Below are 5,284 nucleotides of genomic sequence, written 5' to 3' on the forward strand. Positions count from 1 at the left end.
CGAGGTAGATAGGGCAGGGGTGGAAGTGCAGTAATGCACGGAGCTGACTGTTACTAATAGGGTGAGGGCTTGACCAAGAAATGAGAAAGGCAGTTATAAAGTGGCTGCCAGACTCACGCAGAGGTAAAATGATTCCATTAGGATGTAACATGTATGTAGTTTTGAAGGTACAGAACGGAAACGGTAGCCGGTTGGTTATCGTTTTTTTGTTGTCTTTTCTTTACTTTTACTCTATTTTTTTTCTTTATATTCTGTTAAAATATTTTTTAAATCAATTCATAAAATGATATGAGTGTCAAAAGGTCTTTTGCCACTCATTTGATACCTCGGATTGCGACCCAGCTACGCTGCTCCCGCAATCATCCAAATATTCGAAATCCGCTGATTTACTGCGTAAATCGCTACTTTCTCATATTTGGCGTGTCCCAAGTTCAAACACCTTATCGTGCAAGCACGAACGGCTTTTTGACCTTTTGACACTGGTATCATAAAATAACAGGTAACAGAATAGGAAGAAATAAGATGAAATCAACTAGAAACAGATCCAGACTGGCAGATCAGGGAACAAAAGAAATGCTGCCAGTTATTTTTTCTCTTGCGTGGCCAACTATGCTGGAACAGCTGATGCAGACTGCAGTACAATATATGGACACTGGTATGGTAGGCGTTTTGGGAACAAGTGCAACGGCCGCTGTTGGAGCTACCAGTACAGTAAACTGGCTGATTGGAAGTACGATTTCTGCGATCAGCATAGGATTTCTGGCATACATATCCCAGTCAATCGGAGCAGGAAAAAAAGAACAGGCAAAAAAAGCTTCAGGACAGGCTGTGCTGACAGTTGTGATCGTAGGAATATTTTTTACAATTCTGACAATGGGACTGAGCAGTAAAGTCCCTGTTTGGATGCAGGTAGATCCTTCTATTCAGAAACTGGCATCCAGCTATTTCCTGATCCTCTATGCACCGATGCTTTTTCGAACTGCGAACATTATTTTTGGAACTGTCCTGAGGGCAGTGGGCGATACCAAAACCCCTATGCAGGTAGGAGTTGCCTTTAATGTTATTAACATTGTACTGAACTTTTTTCTTATATATTCCACCAGAACTGTGCTGATTGGTGGAAAAGAACTGGTGATCCCAGGCGCGGGATGGGGCGTTCAAGGTGCAGCAGCTGCGAGTGCTATAGCTTATACCATTGGAGGTATTGCAATTACGGTTAAATTATGGAAGCATACTGATATATCTCCAAAGGGTCAGAGCTTCCTGCCGGATTCTGCAGTTCTGCGCCCTTGTCTGAAGGTGGCTGTTCCAAATATGTTTCAGCGATTTGCCACGTCCCTTGGATATGTGGCATTTGCATCCATGATCAATTCTTTGGGCGAGACTGCAACGGCAGCCCATACTATTGCCAATACAGTAGAATCTGCTTTTTATATTCCAGGATATGGAATGCAGACAGCAGCGGCTACTCTTGCAGGAAATGCTCTTGGAGCCAATGACAATAAAAAACTCAACAGCCTTGCCAAGGCAATTGTGCCGTTGGAAGTGGGACTGATGGTTATTTCCGGAAGTCTGCTGTTTATTTTTGCGCCGATATTGATCAGGCTGTTTTCATCAGATGCGCAGGTTATCCGTCTGGGAAGTACGGTACTTCGTATGGTTGCTGTTTCCGAACCGTTTTATGGTGTACCTATTGTGATCGAGGGCATGATGCAAGGTGTGGGGAAAACAGTAACTCCCTTTATTTTCAATGTAGCGGGAATGTGGGGTGTAAGAATTCTGGGGACTTTTATCTGCATCCATCTTCTTGGACTGGGACTTGTGTCTGCCTGGGGATGCATGATAGGTCACAATATGCTTCTTTTTGTTTTATTCACTTTACATTATTTCAGCGGCAGATGGAACCCTATGAATAAAACAAAAGTATCCTTCCAATACAAGACTTGTAAAAAGTGACCAAAAATCACAAGCTTGACAGCAGAATATATAGGCTTTATACTGAAAAATAATGAATAAAAGCCGTCACGGCTTGAAATGGATGACGTTAATATGGAAAAAAGCGTGAAAGACAATCCTGAATACAAAATGAAACGGCAGGGAATGATCATCGGACTGGTCTGTCTTGCTGTGATGGTGTTTCTGACGATTTTTCTTATGAGCAGATATCGTCAAAGAACAGAGAAGATTTTTACAGAGCTTATGGAGGAATCACTTTTATCCACCCATTCGGAAGCACTGACAGAAATGGAGAATTTCCTGGCTGGTTCAACTGGAGCAGATAAGGTGGAGGAAGCCTGGGAGGCTCTGAACGAGGACGAGGGGAATGTGCTTCACTATGTGTGCAATTCAGATGGGAAAATCCTGGCAGGAGATATGCGGATTTTTGACATTGAATATACGGTGGCGACAGTGCTTCATTCGCAGCATGTGAAGGATAACAGTATTTCCCAGGTGGAAAAGTCCCTTAAAAAGCTGACCTATGGAGCACCCCATATTTTCACGGAGCTTGAGAAAACGGATATCTATCTGGTGGCATCCAAGTTGGAAGGCAGAGACTGTATTCTGTTTTCAGAATATCGTTCCGCCAAAATGAAGAATTATAAAGCAGTGCTCATCAATGGAAACCGCATGATTATTTTTACGCTTCTTGGATGCGCGTTGATCATGCTGCTTTTTACAGTACGATTCTATATGAAGCAGCAGAAGAAAGTGATGAAAGGTCAGGCAAGGTACGACATTTTGTCGGAGTTTTCGGACACAGTTCTTTTTGAATATGACTGCCTGGAAAAAACACTGGTATTTACGCCAAATATAACCACTTTATTTGGACTGAAGGAAATCGGTCCGATCAGGCCTTTTGACAATGACACAGATTTCACAATGGTTCATCCAGATGATGTGGCGAAGGTAAAGGCACTTCTTTCCTCAATTGGTGATAATTCTGATGAGATTGATGATTTTGTAATCCGTTTTAAGGATAAGAACGATAATTATCGTTGGGTGCGATGGATGGGCCGTCTGATACGAGGCCGTCTTGGTACACCACAGGCATTTCTGGGCAAGATTTCTGACGTTCAGGATGAGATGACCAGAGAACAGGATCTTCGTGAAAAAGCCTCTGTTGATGGTCTTACAGGTGCTCTGAACCGCAAGGCTGCAGAGCAGAAAATCAATACGCTTATGCAGGATAAAGAGTGTAAAGGTTACCTGCTTATGCTCGATATTGATGATTTTAAGACGGTAAATGATACAATGGGGCATGCAATAGGTGACCTTGCATTGATTACTTTGGTAAAACTTTTGAAGGAACATTTCCGTAGGGAGGATATTGTCGGTCGTCTTGGCGGTGATGAATTTATTGTGTTTATGACAAATACAGAGCTTGCTTCGGCTGTTGAAGCAAAAGGTGCGGAAATTCTTGATATTCTGGCAAAGTCAGAGACTACACCACATTTTACCGTGAGTATAGGAGCGGCGGCTTATCCTGCAGCTGGAAACGACTATGAAAGCCTGTATCTGGCGGCGGATAACGCAATGTATGCTTCAAAGAAATCCGGTAAGAACAGAATTTATGTAGATAATGGTCAGCAGAAAAAAGAATGACCATAAAAAGGTATCGCTTTGAGACTAAAGGAAGGTGACAAAAATGCGGTTACAGATTGTACAGGATGCATTAAAAAAGAAGAATATCAAATACGAATATACAGAGATTGATGGCTGCGGAAGTCTTGATTTTCTGTTTCGAGGATTGAAATTCCATGTGTGGGAGTATGAGGACCGTGTCTGGGGGGCAGAGACAAATATTTATGAAGCAGGACGCAGTCAGGATATTGAGGGCAACTATGAAGAGGTCATTGCCAGAGAGATTTTATCATGGCCCGATATGATGCCAGGAAGTTGAGGAATGGGATGAAATACGAGATCAGCAATGAATATCTTAAAGTGAAGGCCGACACAGAAGGTGCTATTTTGTGGTCCGTGACAGATAAGGACGGATTTGAGTATATCTGGCAGGGAGATGACAGATACTGGAACGAGCATGGTGCCAATCTTTTTCCCTATATTGCCAGATTATGGGAGAAATCCTACATATTTCAGGGGAAGACGTATCATATGGATATTCACGGTTTTGCCAAGGATTCTGTTTTCTCCTGTGAGAAAGCAGGGGAGAATGAACTGGTGTTTGCAATGGAAGATACCAGGGAAACTTTGGAACAGTATCCATTTCATTTTCGTTTTGAGATCCGATATCTGCTTGAGAAAAATACTTTAAAAGTTTTCTATTCGGTAAAAAATAAGGATGAGAAAACGATGTATTTTGGAATCGGCGGTCACCCGGGATTTAATATTCCGATGGAAGAGGGACTTTCCTTTGAGGATTATGAATTGGAATTTTCTAGGGCATGTGAGCCGCAGCGCATTCTTTTTTCACAGGAGTGTTTTGTGGAGGGGAAGGAGTCCTATGAACTTTTGGAGGGCAGACGGATTCCTCTTCGTCATAATCTTTTTGATGAAGATGCTATTGTGCTGGAGAAAACCTCTGGAGAGGTTCTGCTTCACAGTACGAAGGGCAAAAAGGCAGTGAAGGTATCTTATGTGGATATGCCTTATGTCGGTTTCTGGCATATGCCCTGCATGGATGCTCCTTATGTTTGCATTGAGCCGTGGTGTTCCCTTCCATCCAGACAGGGAATTACAGAAAATCTGGAGGAACAGAAGAATCTTATTTCACTGGAAGCTGGCAGGGAGTGCCAGATTTCCTGGACCATGGAAATTCTCTAGAGCGTGTCTGAAAAAGGCTTTCTGCAAGATGTGCGTCACAATTTGTGGGAGATTTTGTCTGGATGAGGGCGCCGTAGCGGGCTACGGTAACCGAATTCAGGCAAAATCTCCCGCAAAGTGGGGCGTGCAGATTGTGGGAATGATTTTTCAAACACGTTCTAAAACGTGCAGATTGTGGGAATGTTTTTAAATACTCGCAAGGAAGGCAGGGGATGTAATATGAAAAAGAAGCAGGGGGCGAACTGCGAATATTGTGTAAACTATTCTTACGACGATGATTACGAGTGCTATACTTGTGATATGAACCTTGACGAAGATGAGATGTATCGTTTTATTACAGGAACCTATCACGATTGCCCTTATTTCCGCATGGGGGACGAGTACAGAGTAGTAAGAAAACAGATGTAAAAAAATTAAAATTACTATGTCAAGCGTTTTTGAAAATGTCCTAAAATAATTGAAGTATTAGCCCCGGCTTTTTGCTGGGGCTTGTTATATTGAT

At 42.6% G+C, this 5,284-nt stretch carries 5 protein-coding genes and 2 pseudogenes; 6 read left to right on the plus strand and 1 reads right to left on the minus strand.

Annotated elements, in window-relative coordinates:
* Nucleotides 1–522: 522 nt before the first annotated feature.
* The 4 genes from AB5706_RS22860 to AB5706_RS22875 all read left to right on the plus strand — a co-directional run bounded on the left by AB5706_RS22860 (nt 523) and on the right by AB5706_RS22875 (nt 4,782).
* Nucleotides 523–1,956 carry an MATE family efflux transporter gene (locus AB5706_RS22860; RefSeq protein WP_226815293.1) on the plus strand — a complete coding sequence of 478 codons (1,434 nt, stop codon included), beginning with the start codon at nt 523–525 and terminating at the stop codon, nt 1,954–1,956.
* Nucleotides 1,957–2,049: 93 nt separating this feature from the next.
* Nucleotides 2,050–3,603, plus strand: a complete 1,554-nt coding sequence (locus tag AB5706_RS22865; protein ID WP_173736091.1) for a sensor domain-containing diguanylate cyclase — start codon at nt 2,050–2,052, stop codon at nt 3,601–3,603.
* Nucleotides 3,604–3,646: 43 nt separating this feature from the next.
* The gene (locus AB5706_RS22870; RefSeq protein WP_118583324.1) at nt 3,647–3,901 is read left to right on the plus strand and encodes a kinase; all 255 of its coding nucleotides are present in this window, start codon (nt 3,647–3,649) and stop codon (nt 3,899–3,901) included.
* Nucleotides 3,902–3,909: 8 nt separating this feature from the next.
* Entirely contained in the window at nt 3,910–4,782 is an 873-nt protein-coding gene (locus tag AB5706_RS22875) for an aldose 1-epimerase family protein (protein ID WP_226815292.1), read from the plus strand.
* Here AB5706_RS22875 and AB5706_RS22880 read toward each other — a convergent pair.
* Nucleotides 4,724–4,873 (minus strand): annotated as a pseudogene (locus tag AB5706_RS22880) (DUF6783 domain-containing protein); the annotation flags it as partial. The gene AB5706_RS22875 and the pseudogene AB5706_RS22880 overlap by 59 nt on opposite strands.
* Between AB5706_RS22880 and AB5706_RS22885 the strand changes: the two are divergent.
* Nucleotides 4,802–4,972: pseudogene (locus AB5706_RS22885) on the plus strand (DUF6783 domain-containing protein); the annotation flags it as partial. The pseudogenes AB5706_RS22880 and AB5706_RS22885 sit on opposite strands and share 72 nt — an antisense overlap.
* A gap of 29 nt (nt 4,973–5,001) precedes the next feature.
* Entirely contained in the window at nt 5,002–5,190 is a 189-nt protein-coding gene (locus AB5706_RS22890) for a DUF6472 family protein (protein ID WP_118583318.1), read from the plus strand.
* Nucleotides 5,191–5,284: the final 94 nt, after the last annotated feature.

It is taken from the genome of Ruminococcus sp. RTP21484sp1_RTP21277st1_D2_RTP21277_210401, from assembly GCF_040924225.1.
GTDB lineage: Bacteria > Bacillota > Clostridia > Lachnospirales > Lachnospiraceae > Blautia_A > Blautia_A faecis.